Origin of the sequence: Dysgonomonas sp. 216 (assembly GCF_010501065.1) — a bacterium.
Lineage (GTDB): Bacteria > Bacteroidota > Bacteroidia > Bacteroidales > Dysgonomonadaceae > QVMM01.
Map to the genome: position 1 here is coordinate 1 of NZ_QVMM01000021.1, position 23,493 is coordinate 23,493.

General features: G+C 37.9%; 27 protein-coding genes. 15 read left to right on the plus strand and 12 right to left on the minus strand.

The genetic code is table 11. From position 1 onward, the window contains the following. Positions 1-209 precede the first annotated feature (209 nt). From D0T53_RS11545 to D0T53_RS11560, 4 genes are all read right to left on the minus strand, one after another. Positions 210-752: a phBC6A51 family helix-turn-helix protein gene (locus tag D0T53_RS11545; protein ID WP_163268045.1), complete on the minus strand. Its 543-nt coding sequence runs from the start codon at positions 750-752 to the stop codon at positions 210-212. Positions 753-875: 123 nt separating this feature from the next. Further along, complete coding sequence (gene recA / locus D0T53_RS11550) at positions 876-1,898, minus strand: recombinase RecA (RefSeq protein ID WP_163268047.1); 1,023 nt, start codon at positions 1,896-1,898, stop codon at positions 876-878. Positions 1,899-1,924: 26 nt separating this feature from the next. Beyond that, positions 1,925-2,389, minus strand: a complete 465-nt coding sequence (gene bcp / locus D0T53_RS11555; RefSeq protein WP_163268049.1) for a thioredoxin-dependent thiol peroxidase — start codon at positions 2,387-2,389, stop codon at positions 1,925-1,927. Positions 2,390-2,565: 176 nt separating this feature from the next. After that, the gene (locus D0T53_RS11560) at positions 2,566-3,147 is read right to left on the minus strand and encodes a TIGR00730 family Rossman fold protein (protein ID WP_163268051.1); all 582 of its coding nucleotides are present in this window, start codon (positions 3,145-3,147) and stop codon (positions 2,566-2,568) included. A gap of 105 nt (positions 3,148-3,252) precedes the next feature. Here D0T53_RS11560 and D0T53_RS11565 point away from each other — a divergent pair, with 105 nt between their 5' ends. Further along, positions 3,253-3,741: a surface-adhesin E family protein gene (locus tag D0T53_RS11565; RefSeq protein WP_163268053.1), complete on the plus strand. Its 489-nt coding sequence runs from the start codon at positions 3,253-3,255 to the stop codon at positions 3,739-3,741. An 85-nt stretch (positions 3,742-3,826) separates the two neighbouring features. Next, positions 3,827-5,197: a histidine--tRNA ligase gene (gene hisS, locus D0T53_RS11570; RefSeq protein WP_163268055.1), complete on the plus strand. Its 1,371-nt coding sequence runs from the start codon at positions 3,827-3,829 to the stop codon at positions 5,195-5,197. Here the strand turns inward: hisS and D0T53_RS11575 are convergent. The 5 genes from D0T53_RS11575 to D0T53_RS11595 all read right to left on the minus strand — a co-directional run bounded on the left by D0T53_RS11575 (position 5,185) and on the right by D0T53_RS11595 (position 7,818). Then, a complete protein-coding gene (locus tag D0T53_RS11575; RefSeq protein ID WP_163268057.1) occupies positions 5,185-5,667 on the minus strand; it encodes a hypothetical protein in 483 nt (160 codons plus the stop codon). The two genes, hisS and D0T53_RS11575, sit on opposite strands and share 13 nt — an antisense overlap. A 29-nt stretch (positions 5,668-5,696) precedes the next feature. Then, complete coding sequence (locus tag D0T53_RS11580; RefSeq protein ID WP_163268059.1) at positions 5,697-6,677, minus strand: hypothetical protein; 981 nt, start codon at positions 6,675-6,677, stop codon at positions 5,697-5,699. Next, the gene (locus tag D0T53_RS11585; protein WP_163268061.1) at positions 6,674-6,922 is read right to left on the minus strand and encodes an HU family DNA-binding protein; all 249 of its coding nucleotides are present in this window, start codon (positions 6,920-6,922) and stop codon (positions 6,674-6,676) included. The genes D0T53_RS11580 and D0T53_RS11585 overlap by 4 nt, the downstream gene beginning before the upstream one ends. Positions 6,923-6,943: 21 nt before the next feature. Beyond that, positions 6,944-7,225 (minus strand): hypothetical protein, encoded by a 282-nt coding sequence (locus D0T53_RS11590; RefSeq protein WP_163268063.1) that lies wholly within the window; start codon positions 7,223-7,225, stop codon positions 6,944-6,946. 143 nt (positions 7,226-7,368) lie between these two features. Then, positions 7,369-7,818 carry a hypothetical protein gene (locus D0T53_RS11595; protein ID WP_163268065.1) on the minus strand — a complete coding sequence of 150 codons (450 nt, stop codon included), beginning with the start codon at positions 7,816-7,818 and terminating at the stop codon, positions 7,369-7,371. 164 nt (positions 7,819-7,982) lie between these two features. Between D0T53_RS11595 and D0T53_RS11600 the strand changes: the two genes are divergently transcribed. From D0T53_RS11600 to D0T53_RS11615, 4 genes are all read left to right on the plus strand, one after another. Continuing rightward, positions 7,983-9,788 carry a DUF349 domain-containing protein gene (locus D0T53_RS11600; protein WP_163268067.1) on the plus strand — a complete coding sequence of 602 codons (1,806 nt, stop codon included), beginning with the start codon at positions 7,983-7,985 and terminating at the stop codon, positions 9,786-9,788. A 227-nt stretch (positions 9,789-10,015) separates the two neighbouring features. Beyond that, positions 10,016-10,597 (plus strand): LemA family protein, encoded by a 582-nt coding sequence (locus tag D0T53_RS11605; RefSeq protein ID WP_163268069.1) that lies wholly within the window; start codon positions 10,016-10,018, stop codon positions 10,595-10,597. Between the two features lie 40 nt (positions 10,598-10,637). Further along, positions 10,638-11,411: a YgcG family protein gene (locus tag D0T53_RS11610; RefSeq protein ID WP_163268071.1), complete on the plus strand. Its 774-nt coding sequence runs from the start codon at positions 10,638-10,640 to the stop codon at positions 11,409-11,411. A 275-nt stretch (positions 11,412-11,686) separates the two neighbouring features. Continuing rightward, entirely contained in the window at positions 11,687-12,556 is an 870-nt protein-coding gene (locus D0T53_RS11615) for a hypothetical protein (RefSeq protein ID WP_163268073.1), read from the plus strand. A 92-nt stretch (positions 12,557-12,648) separates the two neighbouring features. On the opposite strand, the gene D0T53_RS11620 is transcribed toward D0T53_RS11615, so the two are convergent. Beyond that, entirely contained in the window at positions 12,649-13,401 is a 753-nt protein-coding gene (locus D0T53_RS11620) for a hypothetical protein (RefSeq protein ID WP_163268075.1), read from the minus strand. A gap of 57 nt (positions 13,402-13,458) precedes the next feature. Continuing rightward, a complete protein-coding gene (locus tag D0T53_RS11625; RefSeq protein WP_163268077.1) occupies positions 13,459-14,211 on the minus strand; it encodes a hypothetical protein in 753 nt (250 codons plus the stop codon). A gap of 187 nt (positions 14,212-14,398) precedes the next feature. On the opposite strand from D0T53_RS11625, the gene fabD reads away from it, so the two are divergent. Beyond that, the gene (gene fabD / locus D0T53_RS11630) at positions 14,399-15,280 is read left to right on the plus strand and encodes an ACP S-malonyltransferase (protein WP_163268079.1); all 882 of its coding nucleotides are present in this window, start codon (positions 14,399-14,401) and stop codon (positions 15,278-15,280) included. Between the two features lie 88 nt (positions 15,281-15,368). Here fabD and mdh read toward each other — a convergent pair whose 3' ends face one another. Then, the gene (gene mdh / locus D0T53_RS11635) at positions 15,369-16,310 is read right to left on the minus strand and encodes a malate dehydrogenase (protein ID WP_163268081.1); all 942 of its coding nucleotides are present in this window, start codon (positions 16,308-16,310) and stop codon (positions 15,369-15,371) included. 212 nt (positions 16,311-16,522) lie between these two features. Between mdh and D0T53_RS11640 the strand changes: the two genes are divergently transcribed. The 8 genes from D0T53_RS11640 to sufC all read left to right on the plus strand — a co-directional run bounded on the left by D0T53_RS11640 (position 16,523) and on the right by sufC (position 23,492). Continuing rightward, complete coding sequence (locus D0T53_RS11640) at positions 16,523-17,413, plus strand: hypothetical protein (protein WP_163268083.1); 891 nt, start codon at positions 16,523-16,525, stop codon at positions 17,411-17,413. Between the two features lie 34 nt (positions 17,414-17,447). Beyond that, positions 17,448-18,578 (plus strand): AAA family ATPase, encoded by a 1,131-nt coding sequence (locus tag D0T53_RS11645; RefSeq protein WP_163268085.1) that lies wholly within the window; start codon positions 17,448-17,450, stop codon positions 18,576-18,578. Positions 18,579-18,593: 15 nt separating this feature from the next. After that, positions 18,594-19,301 (plus strand): DUF4276 family protein, encoded by a 708-nt coding sequence (locus D0T53_RS11650; protein WP_163268087.1) that lies wholly within the window; start codon positions 18,594-18,596, stop codon positions 19,299-19,301. A 208-nt stretch (positions 19,302-19,509) separates the two neighbouring features. Further along, positions 19,510-20,259: an ABC transporter permease gene (locus tag D0T53_RS11655; protein ID WP_163268089.1), complete on the plus strand. Its 750-nt coding sequence runs from the start codon at positions 19,510-19,512 to the stop codon at positions 20,257-20,259. Beyond that, the gene (locus D0T53_RS11660) at positions 20,256-21,029 is read left to right on the plus strand and encodes an ABC transporter ATP-binding protein (protein WP_163268091.1); all 774 of its coding nucleotides are present in this window, start codon (positions 20,256-20,258) and stop codon (positions 21,027-21,029) included. The genes D0T53_RS11655 and D0T53_RS11660 overlap by 4 nt, the downstream gene beginning before the upstream one ends. Further along, the gene (locus D0T53_RS11665; protein WP_163268093.1) at positions 21,026-21,793 is read left to right on the plus strand and encodes an exodeoxyribonuclease III; all 768 of its coding nucleotides are present in this window, start codon (positions 21,026-21,028) and stop codon (positions 21,791-21,793) included. The genes D0T53_RS11660 and D0T53_RS11665 overlap by 4 nt, the downstream gene beginning before the upstream one ends. A 29-nt stretch (positions 21,794-21,822) precedes the next feature. Further along, positions 21,823-22,518 carry an SGNH/GDSL hydrolase family protein gene (locus D0T53_RS11670; protein WP_163268095.1) on the plus strand — a complete coding sequence of 232 codons (696 nt, stop codon included), beginning with the start codon at positions 21,823-21,825 and terminating at the stop codon, positions 22,516-22,518. 221 nt (positions 22,519-22,739) lie between these two features. Then, entirely contained in the window at positions 22,740-23,492 is a 753-nt protein-coding gene (gene sufC, locus D0T53_RS11675) for a Fe-S cluster assembly ATPase SufC (protein ID WP_163268165.1), read from the plus strand. Position 23,493 lies beyond the last annotated feature (1 nt).

Consider the following 23,493-nt stretch of genomic DNA (forward strand, 5'->3'; position numbering starts at 1 on the left):
GCACATACGGCGAGGTCGGTCCTTTTTGCGAAGCATTGTCTGAGAGCGGCCTTAGCTTCGACGGACAAAGCCTGCAATGCTGTCCCCAAGAAGGTATAGCCGCAAAATGCCTTTTTGATTCCTTTTGCGGCATAGGGCAAAAGGAATGCAAGTGATCTTCGATCACGCGCAGTAGCGGCAGTTAAAAGAACGTTTTTCAAGCAATAAAACTACCCTTCGTAATCGTCGGGCATGGGCTGGTAAACGTAGTTGGGGTCGTTAAGGCGGCGGGGCAATTGTTCCATCTCCCATTTGGTTTCTTTGTCTACAACTTCTACAATGATGGGGCGACGGCTTGGCGAGTTCTCTTTTTCTTCCTTTTCGGCTTTTTCGCGACGTTCTTCACGCTCCATTTTCAGTATATGGGCAATGTCCGAAGCTTTTGGTTCACAGTGTTTTTCGGTTACAATTATTTCTTTCAGTTCCATCTCTTCGGGGTCGAGTGGGGAAGGGACATATTTCTTTTTCACTATTTTCTGGGTATAGCCTTCCATTTTGCGGCGCATGGCATTTCGTGCAAGACGGTACAAGCGTTCCTGACGCTCTTCGATTGCTTCTTCAACAGCCTGAGCAAATTCGGGTTTGTTTTTCTTCCATTCGTAAAACGTTTCGCGGCTTATTTCTGCTGCATCGCACACGTTAGCAATCGACAGGTAATCTTCGGAGATAAGGATGCAAATTTTTTCTACTGTTTCGGGGGTATATTTTGCCATAATCGTTAGAATTTAAATATTAGTGTTTTCCTAATAGATAAAACCATCGAAATTTCTTTGGAAAACAAAAAAAAGACCACCCTGTGGATAGGGTAGTCTTTTTACGATTATGAATTGGTTTTGTTATTTTTTCTCTTTAAGAGCTGCAAATATCAGTTGTTCCAGTTCTTCGGCTAGTTCGGGATTGTCTTTTACACAATCTTTAGCAGCTTCACGTCCTTGTCCCAGCTTAGTTTCGTTGTAACTGTACCACGAACCGCTTTTCTTTATTATTCCAAGTTCGGAACCGAGGTCGATTATTTCGCCCGGACGCGAAATACCTTCGCCATACATAATATCGAATTCGGCTTTACGGAAGGGAGGTGCAACTTTATTTTTTACAACTTTTACCCGTGTTTGGCTACCCATAACCTGATCTCCGTCTTTTAATTGCCCTATACGGCGGATATCGAGACGTACCGACGCGTAGAATTTAAGAGCGTTACCTCCGGTGGTTGTTTCGGGGTTACCGAACATTACGCCTATTTTGTCGCGTAGCTGGTTGATAAATATACAGGTTGTATTTGTTTTATTTATAGCAGCCGTAAGTTTACGTAATGCCTGAGACATTAGGCGGGCTTGAAGTCCCATTTTAGAATCGCCCATATCGCCTTCGAGTTCGGCTTTTGGGGTAAGTGCAGCAACCGAGTCGATAACAACAATGTCGATAGCCGACGAACGGATCAACTGTTCTGCTATTTCGAGAGCCTGCTCGCCACTATCGGGCTGAGATATGTAAAGGTTTTCGATATCTACGCCTAACTTTTCGGCGTAAAAACGGTCGAAAGCATGTTCTGCATCAACAAATGCTGCTATGCCACCTGCTTTTTGAGCTTCGGCTATGGCATGGATTGCCAAAGTTGTTTTACCCGACGATTCGGGCCCGTATATTTCGATAATACGCCCCCGTGGGTATCCGCCAACACCAAGCGCCGCATTCAGACCTATCGAGCCCGAAGGTATTACAGGAATATCTTCCAGCTTTTCGTTGCCCATTTTCATAATAGAGCCTTTTCCGTAGCTCTTTTCTATTTTGTCCATTGCAGCTTGAAGCGCTTTCAGCTTTTCTGCGTTAGGAGCTTTTTTTTCTTCTTTTTCTTCGGCCATTTGTGTTTGTTATTTGTTGTTGTTATTTATTTAATCATGTCTAATATTTGTTCGGCATGCTCTTTGGTCATAATCTCTTTCGGGCCAATTATTTTTTCGATAACGCTTTCTTCGTTTATAAGGAAAGTTGTGCGCAGGGTTCCCATGTATTTTCGTCCTGCTAATGTTTTTTCGGCCCAAACCCCAAATGTTTCGACAAGTTTTTTATCGGTATCGGCAATTAGCGGAAATGGAAGTTCTTGCTTCTCTATAAATTTTTTGTGCGAACTTTCGCTGTCTACACTCACACCCAGAATTTCGTATCCTGCGTGGCGCAGTTCGTAAAAATTATCTCTGAAATTGCACGCTTCTGCCGTGCAACCGGGTGTACTGTCTTTCGGGTAAAAATAAAGTACTAATTTTTTGCCGGCATAGTCGCTTGCCTTAATTTCAATTCCGTCCTGATTTATACCAAGCACTGCTGGTATTTTATCTCCAACTTTTAAAGTCATGTATTAAATCCTTTTTATCTAGGTAATTATAAGTATTTAATGGTGTTTTTTTTTGAATGTAATATCTTGCTTTTTCCTTTGCAAGGTAGGCATTAAGGGCAGGTGCCTTAATGTAGTTTCAAAGATACTCTTTTATTTATTTCCGTACAAAATACTTTTTCAACAAGCCCAAAGGCTTATTTTACTTTTAGTTCAAACCACTTTTCGTTATCGATGGGAACAAAGTTTGTTATTTTGTCGAATAATTTATCTATTTCGGATTCAACAATAAACAAGTTTCTGTATTCTTCTTTCAGAAAACTGTTGTCTATCATTGTGTCGATAAATTTCAACAGGTTGTTGTAATAGCCGGCTGTATTCAGCAAAGCCACAGGTTTGCAATGGAGTGCCAGTTGTGCCCATGTGAGGGCTTCGAACATTTCGTCCATAGTGCCAAATCCTCCCGGCAATACAATAATAGCATCGCCCAAGCTATACATTATCGATTTTCGTTGGTGCATTGTGTCTACCGTTATAATTTCGGTAACTCCTTCATGTTCAAGTTCCTTTATTTTCATAAAACCGGGCAACACGCCTGTTACTTTGCCTCCGTTATCGAGTGCGCCATCGGCCACGGCACCCATTAAGCCTGTTTTTCCACCTCCGTATACAAGTTCCATTTTTCTTGTAGCCAGCTCTTTTCCCAAATCAATGGCCTGTGTTTTAAACAGAGGATTACTTCCCGAATTTGAACCACAGAACACAGTTATTCGTTTCATTAATGATATTTTTATTATGTTATTCAGTATTTCTCGCAAATATAAATATACCTTTACATAATGCAAATATTTATTATTTGTTAATAACAGAAACAAATGAAGATTATGAAATATTTTATTTTTTTGATTGGTTTGGCTTTTCTTTCATCCTGCTCAGTTCAGAAGCAAGGCCAAAGTAAAACCGAGTATGGATGGCAGGATGTAGTTGTTATAGAAGATCTGGAGGTTTTTGTAGATACAACCGATATCAGGCAGCAAAACGGCCTTTATTATGCCTATGTGAAGAATGTTTATACTACGGATGATAGCCGTGCGGTATATGTGAACAAAATAAGGAAGGTTTTTGAAAAACAAGGCAACAAAAAGGCTGACGAAAAGATAAAAAAATGGGAAAACTTTAGTTATAACATAGCTTTGTACGAGTTTGATTGCCCGAATAAAAGATATCGGATACTCGAAGTTACCGACTATGATAAGCGCGGGCAGAAAATATTGGCTACAAAACCTAATAAAAATACAGTGAATTGGGTAAATGTTGGTATAGACACTATGGGCGATTATACTTTATTTTTTGTGTGCGACTATTCTGATTGAACAGGGTAGGGAAAAGTGCAATCTTTTATTTAACTTTGCGTCCGAAAATAATTTCAATAATCAATACTTAGACGAATTTAGAGTTATGCAAAAACCATCTATACCCAAAGGAACGAGAGATTTTTCACCAGTAGAAATGGCTAAAAGAAATTACATATTCGATACAATTAAAGATGTGTATAAACTTTACGGCTTTTCTCAGATTGAAACTCCGGCGATGGAAAATTTGTCGACACTGATGGGTAAATATGGCGACGAGGGCGATAAACTTTTGTTTAAGATTCTGAATTCGGGTGATTTTCTTTCCGATATATCGGAACAGGATATGGCCGAACGGAATCCTTTGAAAATGGCTTCGAAAATTTGTGAAAAAGGACTTCGTTACGATCTTACAGTACCGTTTGCTCGCTATGTGGTAATGCATCAGAACGAGATATCGTTTCCGTTCAAGCGTTTCCAGATTCAGCCTGTATGGCGTGCCGATCGTCCACAGAAGGGGCGTTACAGGGAGTTTTATCAGTGCGATGCCGATATTGTTGGTTCCGATTCGTTGCTAAACGAAGTTGAACTTATACAGATTATTGATGAGGTTTTCAAACGTTTTGGAATAAGGGTTGCCATAAAACTAAACAATCGTAAAATATTGAGCGGAATTGCCGAAATTATTGGTGAGCCCGAAAAAATAGTCGATATAACGGTTGCGATAGATAAACTGGATAAAATAGGTTTGCAGAAAGTAAACGAAGAACTTTTATCGAAAGGTATATCTGAAGAGGCTGTAAGTATGCTTCAACCTATTATATTATTGGAGGGGGAGAACGATGCAAAATTGGAAACCCTCCGTTCTACATTAGCCACATCGGAAGTTGGCTTGCAAGGCGTAGAAGAACTCGATTTTATTCTGAATAAAATTAAATTAGCCGATATAACTACTCAATTAGATTTAGATCTGACTTTGGCTCGCGGGCTAAATTATTATACGGGTGCCATTATCGAAGTAAAAGCATTGGATGTTCAGATAGGTAGCATTACGGGAGGTGGCCGTTACGATAATCTTACGGGTATTTTTGGCTTACCCAATATATCGGGGGTTGGTATATCTTTTGGGGCCGACCGCATATTTGATGTGTTGAACCAACTGGACTTGTATCCAAAAAGTCAGGGACAAAGCACACAAATATTATTCGTGAACTTCGGGTCGAAAGAAGAGGATTATATTTTTCCCTTAGTATCGCAAATACGAAAAGCCGGAATTGCAGTTGAAATATATCCCGATTCGGGCGCTAAGATGAAAAAGCAGATGTCGTATGCCAATAACAAAAACATTCCTTATGTTGCGATAGTTGGCGATAACGAGATAGAAAATAACCTGATATCGGTAAAAAATATGATATCAGGAGAACAAAGCCAGCTTTCGCTGGAAGAATGTATTAAAGCTATTGCCTACTCGGAGTAAACTTTAGGCTTTCTTTTTTCGGCAATAACATTCATTATGCTGTCGCCTACCAATTTTATTTGTTCAACAACCAGTTCGTTGTCGGTGTCGAGTAACGAATCTTTAACACAGGGTATTTTTACCAGCGTGTTTTTCTCTATGTTAAGAGGGTTTTCTAACGTAGGGTTGGCTTGTATGATGTATGGCCAAAATATATCGCTGTTGTAGAATATTTTGGACAAATCCAAAATGTTGAATTTTTTATTGAGAATAATTTGGGCTTTGTATTTAGCCGAATCGTTATTTTCTAATAAAATATAGTCTTCTTTATGTTCAATTCCGGCTTGTGTAGCAGCATCTTGTGTTTCCAGATCGGTAATATAATAATAACCGATTGCAGCTATAGCTACTATAATAAGGAACGCAATAAAATTCTTTTTTGATTTTTTGCCACCTCTTCTCGACGATGAGCTTCTTCTTTTTTTAGACATGTTTATTTTCGAAATTACATACTTGTTACTTACCTTTTTTCCTTACTGAAACTTCTTATTTTGGCGAATATCAGCTCGTTTAACGATTTTATTCGCTCAACATTTTCTTCGTTGTTAAAGTCCAGAAGAGAATCCTCTATCTTTGGTATTTTAATAATTGTGCCTTTCTTTATATCTAAAGGAATAACTTCTCCGTTTTCGTTTGCATTGTATATGTACGACCAAAATATTTCGTGCCCGTAATTATATTTCGAAAGAAACAGGAAGTTCGTATTATCTTCTATTTTAATAACCTTTAGTATGTTGATAGTGTCAGGGTTTGTAATTTCTGTGTAAGGTAATTTTTCGTCAATAACTATTGGTTCCGACGGGTATAATAAATATAAAAGCGCAACGGCACATATTATAGTCGAAAGCACCAACAGGAAATTTCTTTTCCAGTTTGTCTTTTCTTCAGTGGGGTCGTCTATGTAATACTCGTCGTCGTTGTTGTCGTTAGCAACAAATGTTTGGGTTTCTTCTGACGAAGTAGTTACGTCTTGAGTATATTTTTCTTCTACTTCTGCAATAGGGTCTGTTGTCTCATTATTCTCGTTTTCGATAGGTATAAACAATACAGATTCCGAATCGCTTGTGTTAAAATCGGATGGTGGCGAAATTTGTTCATCTATGTTTATTTCGATGCCGGGTATTTCTGCTTCCGGTTCTTTTACTTCCTCCTTGTCATCTAATGGTATGAGTGCATATTTATCAGGATCGATACGCTCTTTTTCTTTGGCAAGTTCAATGTCTTTTCTGAATTTACCCAAAAAGAGAATTTTTTCGGATGTCGAACTTTTTATTATCCTGAATATCCCAAGACCGTTTATTTGAACATATGAAGATTCGACCAGCTCTTTTTCGATTTCTCTAAAGAGTTGGGTTATAAATAGCCTGACAATTTTCGGGTCAGTATTTGTCTGAGCCGAAACAATGTCAATTAGATTAAACAAATTCCTCTTGTCATTCATCTTCTTCTGTTTATCCGCTCTGTAAGCTTATCCGAAGGTTTGAAAAATGAAACCGATACATTGTGTTGCTTTCTTCTGGAGAAAGTCCCAAAATCATCGACTTCGAGAGTATCTTCTTTTTCGAGAACGGTATCTATTGCCGCAATAGTAGTATGCAGCAATTTTTTCAATTCGTCATCAGTCAAATCTCCAAGCCCTGATTTTGTATTGTTTTTTATGTTTTCGAGCAAGTCCCGCTCTTTCATTATGTTGTGGTGTTTTTTTATTTATCTGCTTATTAAGAAGTTAAGCTCTTTTTCGACAAATACTAAATCTTCCGAATCCATTCTCTCAATAATGCTGTTTATTATTTCGATAGTAGGTTTCATGTAATTGGTGTAATATTCGTCGTAAGTCTCGTCCATCAAGCCTTCATTTTCGTGTAGGTTTTGTACAGTATTTTTGTACTTTCTGGAAACCGAAGATAGTTCTTCCCTGAATGTTTCCAATTGCTCTTTCATTCGCGTCAACAGTTCTGTTTGATATGAATACGAAGTTTTATTAGCCATTTTCTTTTTAAGTTAAGTTTTGTATGTATTGTTAGTATAGTTTTATAATTCGTTTTTTTGCATAGCTTCTAATGCATGCACAAATGTAAAAAGTTTTTTCTATAAATTAAAGAATATCTTACGTCTCTTAAAAAAGAGTCTATTTATATATTATAAAATTCGATACTTTTCGACTCGCAGATTTCTATAATTTTACTTTTAATGTCTTTAATGTCGTTATACCTTAGGGTTCCCATATCCAAGGTGTAGGTTTTAGCTGCTTTGGTGTTGAAAACCAAACTGCTGAGGCCTATTCCTATTCCTGATATTTCGTTCCATTCTATATTCAGGCTTTTTTCGCCCTGAAGATTCGAAACAAGTTGCATGTTGTTTATTTTCAGCAAAGTTTTTTTATCCCATATAGCGAAACATAAAAATAGTATAACCGATAGGATAAGAAGCAGTAATGCTGCAAAAAACATGTAGTTATACACGCCGGCCACAAATTGGCGGATAGTTATATCGAGCGATATAGCCGCCGAAACAGCCGATACTGTAATGCCTAAGTATCTGAAGCTGCTTTTCAGGTTATCTATAATTAACAATTCATTCATAATTTTGCTTTCAAAAAACTGTAAATGCAAAGTTATATTTTATAATTATTAAAATATCCTTTTTAAATGAGAAAAAAAGTGAGACTATGCCGATATACAAAAAAAAATTTGTTAATTTGCTAGGAAATGTATAATTGACCTATTTTTAATATTTAGTATCTGTTATGAGTGAGAATATTGTTCCAGAGTTGCCAAATTTAGATAATGATGTGCAACCCGAATCGTCTAAAGAAATTCAATTGCCGGTAACCGAAGATTTGACCAAAGAAGAAATTGTAGCTAAACTGAAAGAAATTCAGGAAGGCGATGAAATGCCGCCGCGCTCGGTAACCGATGCTTATAAGCAAGTGTTTTATAAGTTGAGGTCTGCCGAAACAGAATCGGCTAAAGCTGCTTTTGTCGAAAATGGAGGTGTGCCCGAAGAATTTGTGCAAGAAGCTAGTCCTATCGAAGAAGAATTTAAGGATATACTAGGAAAAATAAAAGATAAAAGGGCTAGAATTATAGCGGAAGACGAGAAAGCAAAGGAAGAAAATCTGGCAAAGAAATTGCAGATAATAGATGCAATAAAAGATCTGACCGAAAGTTCGGACGACTTTGGCAAACTTTATAAGGATTTTAAAGATTTGCAACAACAATGGAGCGATATAAAAAATATACCACAAGGTAAAGTTAAAGAATTGTGGCGTTCGTACCAGATCTATACCGAGAAATTTTACGATTTGTTGAAGATAAACAACGAGTTGCGTGATTATGATTTCAAAAAGAATCTGGAACTGAAAACTGCATTGTGCGAGGCAGTTGAAAGATTAAAAGATGAACCCGATATTGTTTCGGCATTCCATCAATTACAAAACTTTCATCAACAGTGGCGCGAAATAGGCCCTGTGGCTAAAGAACTGAGAGATGAAATATGGGAGAAGTTTAAAGCTGCATCTACTGCAATAAATAAAAACTATCAGGAGCATTTTATCGATCTGAAATCGCAGGAAGAAAATAACCTTGCCGAAAAGACTGCTATAATAGATACCCTTAAGGCTATAGACTATGCAGTATTAACAAGCGCTAAAGAGTGGGACGAAAAAACCAAAGAGGTTATCGCCTTACAAGAAAAGTGGAAAACTATAGGTTTTGTGCCTCGTAAAGTAAATACTCAGATATTTGAAGAATTCCGTTCGATATGCGATTCGTTCTTTGAGAAAAAAGCCGAGTTTTTCCGTCATCAAAAAGATGGAATGGAAAAAAATCTGGAACGAAAGAGAGCTTTGTGCGAAAAAGCAAACGCTTTGAAAGATAGCATAGATTGGAAAGAAGCAGCCAACGAACTTATTGCAATTCAGAAAGAATGGAAAACGATAGGTCCGGTTCCGCGTAAATATTCCGATGCATTGTGGAAAGAATTTATTGGAGCGTGCGATTACTTTTTCGAACAAAAGAATAAGTCGCAGGCATCGCAGAAAGAGGAAGAGGTTGCTAATCTGGAACTTAAAAAAGATATAATTAAGCAAATAACCGAATTAGACAACAGTTTAGAACCGGATGCATTAATGCCTCAGATTCGCGAACTGATGAATAAATGGAACCAGATAGGTTTTGTTCCGTTTAAGGAAAAAGACAAGATTTATAAAGAATATCAGGCTGCGCTGGACGTTTACTTCGATAAAATGAAAATAAGTAAAAGTGAGCGACGTTTACAAAGTTATAAATCGTCGGTAACGGATATTTCGAAAGCCGACAGGCCTAAAGGTGCTTTGTATAAAGAACGCGATAAGTTGATGCATCAGTTTAATAAGGTAAAAGCCGAGTTGCAGACTTACGAAAATAATATGGGATTTTTATCGGTATCGAAAGGTAGCGGCAGTTTGCTGAAAGATATGAATCACCGTGTGGAAAATCTTAAAAACGAGTTGGATGTAATTGTCAAAAAGATCGAACTGGTTGACGAGAATCTAAACTCGCTTGAAGAATAGTTCAAACCTACCAACAGACACACTATTCATCAAATTCAGATCCCTTTCAAATTTATACTTAAAATAAAAGTAAATTTTGAAGGGGATTTTTATCCTTTATATTTATAGCTATTCGTAGCCCTGTTTTTTGCAGATAGTGCTGCGCGATTTTTTAAACAAATTCCTGTTTTTATTGTTTTAAAAACAAAGGAGCATTTAATGATTTAAAAATAAAAAAAGAAGAAAAGATGAAATTATCGAAAATAACATTAGTTGTAGCTGTTTTAGTTACAGTTTTTATGTCGAGCTGTTCGTACAATACAATGGTCGAAAAACAAGAGGCTGTTGACTCGCAATGGGCACAAGTTCAGAATGCATATCAGCGTCGTGCCGATTTGGTTCCCAACCTTGTGGCAACCGTGAAAGGATATGCTGCTCACGAAAAAGAAACACTGTCGGCAGTAACAGAGGCTCGTGCTAAAGTATCGGAAATAAAACTCGATGCCAGTCAGTTGACCGAAGAAAACCTAAAGAAATTTCAGGCGGCACAAGGCGATTTAAGTTCGGCATTAAGTAGGCTGATGGCTGTTCGTGAAGCTTACCCCGATTTAAAGGCTAACGAAAATTTTCTTAAACTTCAGGACGATTTAGTTGGAACCGAAAACCGTATTGCGGTAGAGCGAAACAAGTTTAACGAAATAACAAGGGATTACAATCAATATATACGTAAGTTTCCGCGTAATATATATGCCGGATGGTTCGATTTTGATAAAAAACCGTACTTCGAAGCCGACGCAGGAAGCCAAACGGCTCCCAAAATAGAATTTTAATAAAAATAGGATCAATAAGAGTAGCACTCGTTGTATATTTATGAAACTGTTCTCAGGCCTAATATTTGCTTTATTTTTTTTCGTTCATATAAATATATACGGACAGAATATACCCGACCCAATGTTTCCGCCCCGTTTGGTTAACGACTTTGCCCGGATATACACAGATGCCGAACGAAACCTGTTGGAACAGATGCTGGAAAGCTATAACGACACTACGTCTACCCAGATTTATGTTGTGTCGTTGTCAGACCTCGAAGGGTATGATATTGCCGATTATGCAGCACGCTTAGGCGAAAAATGGGGTATAGGGCAAAAAGGAAAAGACAACGGTGCTGTAATACTTATAAAACCGAAAACCAGCGATTCGCGAGGAAATGTTTTTATTGCTACGGGTTATGGGCTGGAGCCATTTCTTACAGATGGGCGCATCGGTCAGATATTAGATAATTACATGATTCCGTATTTAAGAAAAAATGATTATTACGGAGGAACAAAGGCTACCGTCGAGGTTATGATAAAATTGCTTTCGGGCGAGTTTAAGGCAGATAAAGACAACTATCAAGAGGGAGACAGTGTGTTCTCGTGGATATTCACACTTGTTTTGTTTATACTGATTATATATATTATTAGTAAAAACAACAGGCGAAACGACGACGACAGCGACTCGTCGGGTGGGCGTGGCGGATGGATTCCTCCGTTTTTTCCAACCCGGGGTGGTGGTTTTGGAGGTGGTAGCAGTTCCGGAGGCTTTGGTGGAGGTGGCGGAGGCCGCTTCGGAGGTGGTGGAGCCGGACGAAGCTGGTTTTCATGACCTAAAAACGGATGCCAAGTTTTATACTATCCATGCCAGCCAGTCAAGAAAAGAAGCTTTGGGTAATGAATAACGCCAAGGTAAACTTTATCAATAACAGTGGGGGCGAATTTTACTTGTTGTCTTTAACCTATTCAAATCAGAGAGAGCGAGTTGCTTAAATAATCTTATTTTTTTAATAATAAGTTCTCCCCATACTGATATTTCTATTCTAAATCTCTTATATTTGCTAAGTCGGGCAATGTAATAACTTTATCTAACCTGAATAATAACTTATGAAACTAAAAACATTAATTTATCCGGTTCTGATTATTTCATTATTAATAGGGTGTTTGTCTTCTTGCAACCCTACGGAAAAACAGTTAAAAGATGATGTTCAGGAAACTTCGATTTCGGACAACTGTAAAAAAGTAACAGACCTTAAAAAAGAGAATTTAAAAGGGCAGGTATCTTCCATCGAAGAAAAAGTAGTTTGGGCTAAACATACTGACAATAAAATATTTTCATATAACAAACAAGGAATGCTTTTGAAGTCTGACAAGGATGGTTTAGGAACTGTTATTTGTGAGTACAACGATAAAGGCCTGTTGGTAAAAAGAAGTATACAGCTTGCTGACACAGAGGATGGATGTTCTTCTTCTGAAATGGAGATCGACGGAGAGTCTTTTTTCAGTTCAGCGGAGCAAACTTTTATCTATGATGAGGAAGGAAAACTAATAGAAAGTTGTACCGGAGAGGAGAAAACTACCTATTTGCATACCGATAATGGGGTGTTGGCAAAAACTGTCATCAGCAATGATGATAATACAATCGAGGATATAAAATCATTTGTATACGATGATAAAGGGAATCTGATAAAAAAATGTATGGGCGAAAACATGGAAATCGAGTATTGTTCGATGGAATACGATGAAGACGGACGCGTGATATTTGAAATGAATCCTACTGCCCATCTAAGTAATGAGTATAATGATAAAGGAGATGTTAGTTGTGTTAAACTTTATTTTGACGCAGATCCTGTTGTAATGTTGTTTGAGTACGAATATGACCATAATGATAATTGGATAATACGTAAGCGTACAACACCGGAGGGAGAACTGGATAATGTGACAATCAGAAAAATAGAATATTACGATAATCAATAAGCATATCTTTTCTGATTATACAGTTTTAGGTGTCATTAAATTACGATTTTGTTAGCCGGTAGTTTTCCGTTATGTCAGTTTATCTAGCAAAATTAAGCATACAAGGCTATTAAGATCATAATAAGGCTACCCGCAAATGTTATAAGGTCGCCCAGGCTTTCTTTAAATGGATTGCTGATTTCTTCTTCGTAGTAAAAAAAACTGCCGTCTTTTTGATGAAAAGGAGCCAGGCGGTTAGCGTTAATATCATTTGCTTTCGAAACATTCGCAATAAAAAAATCGCCTTCAAACATATGTGTGTTTTCAGTATTCTCGCCTATTGTTACAGCTATAGTATATTTAAGATTGAAAGGCGAGTCATATTCTTTAAAAGAGGATGATTTTACATTTGCCATTCCTTTGTGTTTGAAAGCAATGCTGTCTTCCGTAAAAAGTTCATTATCTATTTTGTGCAAAGGTATATTTTTGAGTTTTAGCAAATACTGCGTTGTTTTTTCACCCGGTTCTATCAATGTCAGCTTGTTTTCTATATTTGTATTGTTTGTTAACCTGTGCGAATAACTATATTTGTACGACTGCGAATTTCTTTCATTTTGGTATATCCACGAATCTTCCCAGTTTATGTATATATTTTCGTTACCGATATTCTCTATAATGATTTTCGATTGGGCGTCTTTGCCATGAAACGAGAAAGTGAGTTTTACATGCCCACCTGTTACAACAAAGTTGTTTTTTTCATCTCTTTCAATATAAGGATTATTGGTGTCGAATTGTGCATAATAATATAGCGAATGACATGACGATAGAAGAATAGACATTAAAACAATGAGAGTAATATGGCGCATAATTAGTTCCGATTTATATATGAGATATTCCTTAAATTAAAACAGAGTGTTGCTGTTTTACCACCAGCTATTACCCGACTGTATCGATATTATTTGAAAGGTAACAAGGCCTACTGTAGCACCTAAAACAGATGCAATATATGCTGTTTGCTTTATTTTTGGGTTATTGTCTTTTTTTACGTAGAACGTATTTCCCTCTTTCGGGTTTAACGAAGCTATTTTTTTAGGTTTGATGCCGGGTGCTTTGGTAACTTTCGAAATATAAAAGTCTTCTTCGAAAATATATGGCTCTTCGCCTTTTTTGTCGAAGCTCATTTCGATAACATACCTGATATACAAGGGAGTGTCGTCTTCTGTAAATAATGTTGATTGAGTAGCTGCTACCTTATTTTTTTTCAACATAAGGCTGTCTGCGTTATTGTAATCAATCAGCTCAAGTCCGAGATTGGAAAATTCCAAAATGTGTTGTTTTTTTATTGCTCCCGAGTCCAATACCATCTGTCTTTCCTTACTGTTCATATACGACGAGAGTTTTATCTTATTGTTATCGCCATCGCCGATGTATAGCCACGAGTTTTCCCAATTTACATATAACTTTCTGTTGGTTTTGTTTTCGACAGTAATATCTGATTGAGCATCTTCGCCTGAGAACGAAAACGTGAGTTTTACATCGTCGCCGTTTACAACAAAGTTTTCTTTTGCGTCTTTTTCTATATATGGGTCGTTCGAGTCGAACATCCCATAATAATAGGTAGTGCCACACGACGAAAATAATATAACAAAAATCAACAAAATAGGGATATAACGCATACTTCTTTGTGTTTTTGTGGTAATTAAAGAATAAATATATACAATAATACAGTTTTTAGGCGAATAAACAAAAAGGATGAAAATAAAACTATAAATAAATGCGACAAGCGAATTAAAGGTTTTTTATTAACTTTGCCAGCCTATAAAAACTGAACATCAAGTACAAATACATTAACAAAAAAGTAATATGAAAGCATTTGTATTTCCGGGACAAGGTGCCCAATTCGTAGGAATGGGTAAAGACTTGTACGAAACATCTGAGGTAGCTAAAGAAATGTTCGAAAAAGCAAACGAGATACTTGGTTTTCGCATAACCGATCTTATGTTTGCGGGAACTGACGAAGATTTGCGTCAAACAAAGGTTACCCAACCTGCAATTTTCTTGCATTCGGTAATTTTGGCTAAAACAATGGGTAGCGAGTTTAAACCCGATATGGTAGCTGGTCACTCGTTGGGCGAGTTTTCGGCGTTGGTTGCAGCAAACGCGCTGTCGTTCGAAGATGGCTTGCAATTAGTGTACAAACGTGCATTGGCTATGCAAAAAGCTTGCGAACTGAATCCGTCTACTATGGCTGCGGTTCTAGGTTTGCCCGACGAAAAGGTAGAAGAAATATGTGCTTCTATTACCGATGAGGTTGTTGTGCCTGCTAACTATAACTGTCCGGGGCAAATTGTGATTTCGGGTTCGAATGCAGGTATAGATAAAGCGATTGAGCTAATGAAAGAAGCCGGAGCAAAACGTGCTTTAAAACTTAGTGTAGGTGGTGCTTTCCACTCTCCGTTGATGAACCCTGCTAAAGAAGAATTAGCGAAAGCTATTAACGAAACACAGTTTAGTGCACCTATTTGTGCTGTTTATCAGAATGTGACAACTGTTGCCGAAACCAATCCTGCAACTATTAAGCAAAACCTTATAGCGCAATTAACTGCTCCTGTGAAATGGACACAGTCGGTTGAACACATGATTGCAGACGGCGCCGACGAGTTTATCGAATTAGGTCCGGGTGCAGTTCTTCAAGGTTTGGCAAAGAAAATAAACAGAGAAGTTGCTACAAGCGGAAGACAATAAAATACTTCGTAAGTATTAAGCATATAATAAAAAAGGAATCAATTTTAATTTGATTCCTTTTTTTGTGTCTTGTATCTGTCAGCAATAATCAGATTATATTCGATTCTTTCAAAACGTTGTTTGTTTTATGCACAGCTGCAGCCGATGCGTCGAATTTAGCTTTTTCTTCGGCAGTAAGTTTCAGGTCGATGATTTTTTCCCAACCTTTACGTCCTAATACCACAGGCACACCTATACATAAATCTTCGTGTCCGTATTCGCCTTCAAGAAGTATGCTGCAAGGTATCACTTTCTTTTGGTCGTGCAGAATAGCTTCTACTACATAAGCTCCAGCTGCACCCGGTGCATACCATGCCGATGTACCCAACAGTCCTGTTAAGGTAGCACCACCAACCATAGTATCGGCTGCTACTTTATCAACAGCTTCGGGTGTCAGTAATTCCGTAACCGGAATTCCTTTATATGTTGCTAAGCGGGTAACGGGTATCATTGTTGTGTCGCCATGTCCGCCAATCACCATTCCTTCAACTTCGTTGGCATTTACACCTAAAGTTTGGCTCAGGTAGTACTTGAAACGCGAGCTGTCTAAAGCTCCCCCCATACCTATAATACGTTCTTTAGGTAAACCTGTTATTTTTGCGGTAAGGTATGTCATTGTGTCCATTGGGTTCGATATAATAACCAGAATGGCATTGGGCGAATGTTTCAGTATGTTTTCGGCTACTTGTTTCACAATACCGGCATTAACCCCGATAAGTTCTTCGCGAGTCATACCCGGTTTGCGGGGAATTCCCGATGTGATAACAACTACATCCGAATTTGCAGTAGCCGCATAATCGTTTGTCACTCCCATTATTTTAGAATCGAATCCCAAAAGTTGGGCGGTCTGATTCATATCCATTGCTTTTCCTTCCGAAACACCTTCTTTTACGTCGAGCATTACAATCTCGTCCGCTACTTCGTTAAATGCAAGGACATTTGCACAAGTTGCGCCTACGTTTCCGGCACCAACAACTGTTACTTTAGACATAATGATAAAATTTTTGTATTTTGTTATATATTTAAGATCGTTTTATCTTGAAAAAGTGAGTAACAAATTTAGGTTCTTATTTGTAAATAACGAAGTCTTTTAGTAGTAAAATTCGGTATATTTATTAAAAAACTTGAAAGGTCGCTTTCGTTTTGTATAATTAAAGCTAAAAGCTCTATATTTGTTATAGGAATTAGGAATATAATAACTTTATGGATAAAAATAAGAATACTTATACTAAGTACTTGGCTGTAGCTATTGTTCTTTTGGTGCTGGGCTTATGTGTTGCAGGATATTTTATATTCAAGAAAAATACCGAAATAGAAGAACTGCAACAATCGAGCGAGATATCCAAACAGCAGCTGGAGGACGAATATGAAAGTATTTCGATGCAATACGAAGGTTTTAAATTCAGTGTGAAGAACGACTCGTTGTTGCGCATGCTCGATAACGAACAGGCAAAGGTGCAGCGTTTGCTTGAGGAACTTCGTACTGTTAAATCTACAAATAAGGCCGAAATTACACGGTTGAACAACGAATTGTCGTCGTTGAGGAAAATATTGAAATCGTACATAATACAGATCGATTCGCTGAACAGGGCGAACGAACGTTTAACTCAGGAGAAGGCGGCTATTACAAAAAAATATCAGGAAACTACCCAGACTTTGAGCAAGGTTACACAGGAAAAACAGAACCTGACCGAAAAAGTAACATTGGCAGCCAAACTCGATGCTGCTGCGGTTTCAGTGTCGGCAACAAACTCGAAGGGGAAGGTGCAGAAAAAAATAAAGAGCGTTGAACAGCTTATCGTTTCGTTTGTTCTTACCAAAAATATCACAGCTGAACCGGGAGAACGTACAATATATGTACGGATAATGAAGCCCGACGACGAGGTGTTGGTTAAAAGCAGGGCTAATGTTTTTCAGTACGAAAACCGCGAGATAAATTATTCGATGAAACGATCGGTTGAATATGGCGGAGAAGAAACGCCCGTTACTTTATATTGGGCCGTAGAGGAATATTTGATGCCGGGCACTTATCGGGCTGATATATTTGCTGATGGAAGCCTTATCGGGTCGCGATCGTTTACATTAGATAAGTAATATTTATTATGTGTAACCCTAAATTATAGAAGATATGATATTGAATGCACTAAAATATATACGCTCGAAGGGTGAAGCCAAAGAATGGGTCATCGAAGGGCGAAACGAAGATAGGGTACATTTTGGTAATATAAATCTTATTGTAGGTAAAAATGCGGTAGGTAAAAGCCGTACTTTGGCTGTAATAAGAGAAATTGCAAACTTATTGTCCGGGTCGAAAACAATTCAGGACATGCCATACGATAATGCCGGATACGAGCTGGAGTTTAAAGACGGCGGAAACCTTTACGAATATATATTTGCCTACACTAATGATAAAGTAACAGACGAAAAACTCTTTATAAATGGCGAACTTAGGCTCGACAGGAGTAAGGGAAGGTTGTACTCTACTGCTTTTGACGATTTAGTACCATTTCTTTTCGATGAAAATAACCTTACCACTAAGGGATACGATGCTCAAATGCATCCGTTTATCGAAAAACTTGTTGTTTGGGGGCGTTCATTGCATAACTCGGCCTTTACCAATCAATTGGAAAAAAACTATCAGGTAAAAGATTTATCGGAACTTAACAGCGATTTGTATGCTCAAAAGTTAGAGCCTGTGGCACTTCTTCAAACTTTTTGGCAGGGTAAATTGCGTTTTGGTAAAACATATATCGACAAGATAAAAAAGGGTATGGAAGTGATGGGGTATCCTATCGAGACTATTGATATACTGGAAGGTAAAGGCGGATACAGCTTGCATGTGAAAGAAGATGAACTTGACGATGTGACGAGCCAGCTCGAAATGTCGCAGGGTATGTTCAGGGCATTGTCTTTTATCGTATTGCTCAATTTTGTGATGCTAAGCGAAATTTCGGTTTGTATCCTTGTCGACGATCTTGGCGAAGGGTTGGATTTCGAACGTTCGAAAACTTTAATAGATATGATTGTCGAAGATCTTGATAATACCAGCATACAAGTGTTTATAACAACCAACGACAGATATATAATGAATAAGTTGCCTCTGCAATATTGGACTGTGTTGAGGCGCTATCCGAATAAAACATTGTTTTACAACTATTTTAATTCGAAGGAAATATTCGACGATTTTAAATATACGGGGCTTAGTAATTTCGATTTTCTGGCATCCGATTTTTATGTTGACGGTTTCGAGGAGGAGTAAAGAAAAAGAAAGGGGATGAAGAAAATTGCTTTTTTTGTAGAGGGGCAAACCGAGCAGATTTTCGTCGATAAACTGGTTAGAAATGTTTTGGGTGAAGACCGCATTTCTATAATAATCAAACGGTTTGTTGGCGGAACTAATGCGCCTAAACAAGAATTGGTAAGAAGCGCCTCTTTTGCTCGTCATCCGGACATTCATGTGTTGATATATGATTGCGGAGCCGATAACAGGGTAAAAACCGAAATTCTGGAAAATATGAAAAGCCTTACCGAAAGCGGTTATTCGCATATTGTAGGTTTGCGCGATTTGTATCCTTTACCCATCGAAGAACTGTCGCGTCTTGAAAAAGGTCTGACTTTTTTGCCATCGCATCTGAAAAAGCATAAAGATGCTTACAATCTGATAGTTGTGGTTCAGGAAATAGAAACATGGTTTCTGGCCGAGACACATCATTTCCGAAAAGTAGACCGACGGCTTACGGGTTCGTTCATACATCAACGGTTGGGGTTTAACCCGTTTAGTATTAATGCCGAAGAAAGAAGGCATCCTTCGCGCGACTTAAATAATATCTATCATTTGGTAGGCAAATCTTATACAAAACGTTATTGGCAGGTTCAAAAACTTGTGAACCGCCTCGATTTTGACTACATAGATCGTCATCTGAAATACGAATTAGCATCTTTGGGGAAACTAATTGAAGTGCTCGACGAACTAAAAAGGTGAAACAGAGTGTTAATCATTCTATATTTTTTGTGATTAACTTGTTTTTCGCAACAGCATGCCGTCCCTTTTTCGTTAAAAATAGTATCTTTGCTCAATTAAGGTAACAAGGTTGTTTTGCGCGAAGAGGGTTCTTTTCTATTCATTTTATGAAGAGAAAACTGTTCGGTAAAAGCAGTTTTCGTAACCGAAAATTACTTAAAATGTACGTATGTTAATAGCAGATTTTTTTGAAAAATTAGGAGAATATGCGCTTTTAATGAAGAAGGTGTTTACCAAACCTCAGAAATGGAATGTTTTCTTCAAACAATATATAAGCGAAATAAGCAAACTAGGAGTCGATTCGATATGGATTGTAATTATAATTTCATTTTTTATTGGAGCTGTAATTGTAGTGCAAATAGCCTTGAATATCGATTCTCCTATAATGCCAAGATATACTGTTGGTTATGTTTCTAGAGAAATAATTATTCTCGAATTTTCTTCCTCAATAATGAGCCTTATTCTGGCCGGAAAGGTAGGTTCGAATATTGCTTCCGAAATAGGTACTATGCGAGTAACCGAACAGATTGATGCATTGGAAATTATGGGCGTAAATTCGGCCAATTATTTAATTCTGCCCAAAATAACAGCCTTAATGAGCTTTGTGCCTGTATTGGTTGTGTTAAGTATGTTTTTCGGGATAGTAGGAGGTTTTGCTGTGTGTGTATTTACGAATGTGGTTGCAGTATCCGATTTCGAATATGGTATCCAAATGTTCTTTAAGCAGTTTTATATTTGGTACGCAATATTTAAAACCATAATATTCGGGTTCATTATATCGTCGGTTGCGGCATATTACGGTTATTTCGCACGTGGCGGATCGCTGGATGTTGGGCGTGCCAGCACAAATGCAGTAGTACTAAGTAGTGTACTTATTCTTGTTTTCGATTTGTTAATCACTCAATTAATGATGGGATGATAGAAGTAAAGAATTTAGTAAAATCATTCGAAGGCAGAGAAGTGCTTCGCGATATAAGCATAACTTTTGAAGAGGGAAAAACAAATCTGATTATAGGGCGAAGCGGATCGGGAAAAACCGTTTTGTTGAAAAATCTGGTAGGGTTGTTGCGCCCGACAAAAGGACAGATTTTGTACGATGGACGTAATTTACCGCAGATGTCGTCTTCGGATATGAAAGCATTACGTCAGGAAATGGGAATGATTTTTCAGGGGTCGGCATTGTTCGATGCCATGACCGTGTTTGAAAATGTATATTTTCCCCTCGAAATGTTTTCTCCTTTATCGAAAAGCAATAAAATGAAACGTGCCGAATTTTGCCTCGAAAGGGTAAACCTTGGCGATGCAGGGCATTTATACCCATCGGAGATCAGTGGAGGGATGATGAAGCGAGCTGCAATAGCCAGAGCTATATCGTTGAACCCTAAATATTTGTTTTGCGACGAACCTAATTCTGGGCTCGATCCTCAGACGGCATTGGTTATAGACGATCTGATTCATTCAATAACCAAAGAGTACAATATAACGACTATAATTAATACCCACGATATGAACTCGGTAATGAATATTGGCGAGAAAATATGCTTCATTAAAGAGGGGCATCTTGAGTGGCTGGGTACTAAAGACGATATATTGGATGCGACAAATAAAGCCTTAAACGATTTTGTTTTTGCATCCGACTTATTTAAGAAAGTGAAAGAAATACAACAAAAAGCAGCAAGAGAATCATGAAAATAATATCGTACAACGTAAACGGAATTCGTGCGGCCATAAATAAGGGGCTGTATACATGGATTCAGGAAGAAAATCCCGATATTCTTTGTTTTCAGGAGTTAAAAGCTCAGGAAGAACAGATAGATGTGATATCGTTGCAAGCCATGGGGTATAACTACACTTGTTTTCATCCGGCAGTAAAGAAGGGTTACAGCGGGGTGGGAGTTATCTCGAAACATAAACCCGACTTGGTAAAAATAGGAATGAATATGGATATTTACGATTGTGAGGGGCGTGTTATTCGTCTCGATTTCGGAGATATGACCATTATTAACGTATATATACCATCGGGGACGACAGGCGATATTCGTCAGGATTTTAAAATGCAATTTCTTGACGATTTCACAAAATTCATACTCGAACTGCGGAAAGAACGTAAAGAAATACTTATTTGTGGCGATTACAATATTTGCCACAAACCGATAGATATAAATCATCCCGAAAGGCATACTAAATCATCGGGATTTTTGCCCGAAGAGCGGGCTTGGTTCGATAGTTTTATCGAAACAGGTATGGTCGATACATTCAGGGTTTACGATCAGAGCCCCGAAAAATATAGCTGGTGGAGCTATCGTGCCGGTGCACGTCCTAAAAATCTGGGCTGGCGCATCGATTATCATCTTATCTCGGAAGAAGCGCGCCATCGTCTGAAGGGAGCTGCCATACTACCCGAAGCTATGCATTCCGATCATTGCCCTGTGGTAGTAGAGATGGATATCTAGAAATTGATATTAATTGAAATGATATTTTTATGAAAACAACATTGAAGCTTTTACTGCTGCTACTGACGTTTTTTTGTGGAGGTATTTGCTCTGCTCAAAGCCTTAAATCCATATCTATATTAGGCGATTCCTATTCTACTTTCGATGGATATATGAAACCCGATACCAATAGTGTATGGTACTTTACACATTTAAAACATAAAACGGATGTGAATTCGGTAAGGCAAACTTGGTGGCATCAATTTATTAAACAAAATGGCTACAAGCTTTGTGTAAATAATTCTTTTTCAGGGGCTACTATTTGTAATACAGGATACCGTAAGGAAGATTATACAGATCGTTCATTCATTACACGTATGAATAATCTGGGATGTCCTGACGTTATTTTTATATTCGGAGGAACAAACGATAGTTGGGCAAATGTTCCTATAGGAGACTATCGATACGAAGCGTGGACAAAGGATGATTTGTATAAATTCCGTCCCGCGATGGCGTATATGCTGCATCAGATGACAGACTATTACCCGAATGTTGAGATTTATTTCCTATTAAATTCCGAGTTGAAAGACGAAATTAATGAATCGGTTAAAGTTATATGTGAGCATTACAATATAGATTGTATCGAATTACAGAATATTGATAAGAAAGGAAGCCATCCTTCGATAAAAGGGATGAAACAGATTAGCGATCAGGTAAAGAGATATATCGAGCAGAAAGCAAATTGAAAAAACGCTATATGCCTACCTTGAGAACAGAATTTGCGTCTTATAAATTCAGAAAATGATATATAAATAAAATGAATGAGAATAGCTTACTTTTAAAGTAGGCTATTCCTTTTTTATTTGTTATTTTTGCACATAATCTGCAATAGAAATGAACTTTTACAACTTAATAGTGGTTGTTAAGTAATAATTTAAAATACAATTAACATATAAATATGGGTAGTTTGTTGACAATAAAAGATTTACAGGCCAAGGTTGAAGGCAACGATATATTGAAAGGTGTGAACCTGACGGTTAACGCAGGAGAAGTTCATGCTATTATGGGACCTAACGGAGCAGGTAAAAGTACGCTGGCATCGGTTCTGGTAGGGCATCCTAATTTTGAAGTAACGGGGGGAGAGGTTATTTTCGATGGAAAAGAACTTCTCGATATGTCGCCCGAAGAACGTGCAGGCGAAGGAGTGTTTCTTAGTTTTCAGTATCCGGTTGAAATTCCGGGTGTTAGCATGGTTAATTTTATGCGTGCGGCTGTTAACGAAACCCGTAAACATAAGGGGTTAGAGCCTATACCGGCTTCGGATTTTTTAAAAATGATGAAAGAAAAACGTGAGTTGGTTGAACTCGACAGTTCGTTGGCCAGCCGTTCGGTAAACGAAGGCTTTTCGGGTGGAGAAAAGAAAAGGAACGAGATATTCCAAATGGCTATGCTCGATCCTAAATTGGCTATTCTTGACGAAACAGATTCGGGGCTCGATATCGATGCTTTACGTATTGTTGCGGCAGGAGTAAACAAATTACGTCGAAAAGATAATGCAACTATAGTTATTACTCACTATCAGCGTTTATTGGATTACATTAAGCCCGATTTTGTTCACGTATTTTATAAAGGGCGCATAGTGAAAAGTGCAGGGCCTGAATTGGCGCTCGAACTTGAAGAAAAAGGTTACGACTGGATTATAAAGGAAATTAAAGATTAAG